Genomic DNA, 344 nt, shown 5'->3' with positions numbered 1-344 from the left:
GTCTGAGTGTCGTTGCGCAGCGCTTCCTCGCGGCAGAGCGTGGCGGCCTGGGCAGCTTCGAGGGCCTGACCCAGGCGAGCCACATCCGCGCTGCGCTCAGCCTGTTCGATGGCGCGCCCTTGTTCGATATCGCGCCGCACTTGCTGGCCGAGGGTGTGCAAGGCGGTCAGTTCTTGAGTGAGACGTTGTTCGCTTTCGCGCACGCGTTGTTGCTGGGCGACGATGCGCTGGGCTTGCGCCTGAAGTTCGTCACGCAGGGCGTCGAGTCGGGTCTGAGTGTCGTTGCGCAGCGCTTCCTCGCGGCAGAGCGTGGCGGCCTGGGCAGCTTCGAGGGCCTGACCCAG

The 344-nt window shown here is 67.2% G+C and carries 1 protein-coding gene; it reads left to right on the top strand.

Features of this window, described 5'->3' with window-relative positions:
* On the top strand, positions 1-344 hold a 344-nt coding region (locus THIARS_RS18755), incomplete at both ends, for a hypothetical protein (RefSeq protein WP_186436772.1).

Source organism: Thiomonas delicata, from assembly GCF_900088825.1.
Classification (GTDB): Bacteria; Pseudomonadota; Gammaproteobacteria; order Burkholderiales; family Burkholderiaceae_C; genus Thiomonas_A; species Thiomonas_A delicata.
Note: the sequence above shows the minus strand (reverse complement) of the source record. Positions and strands in the feature narration are given on the sequence as shown.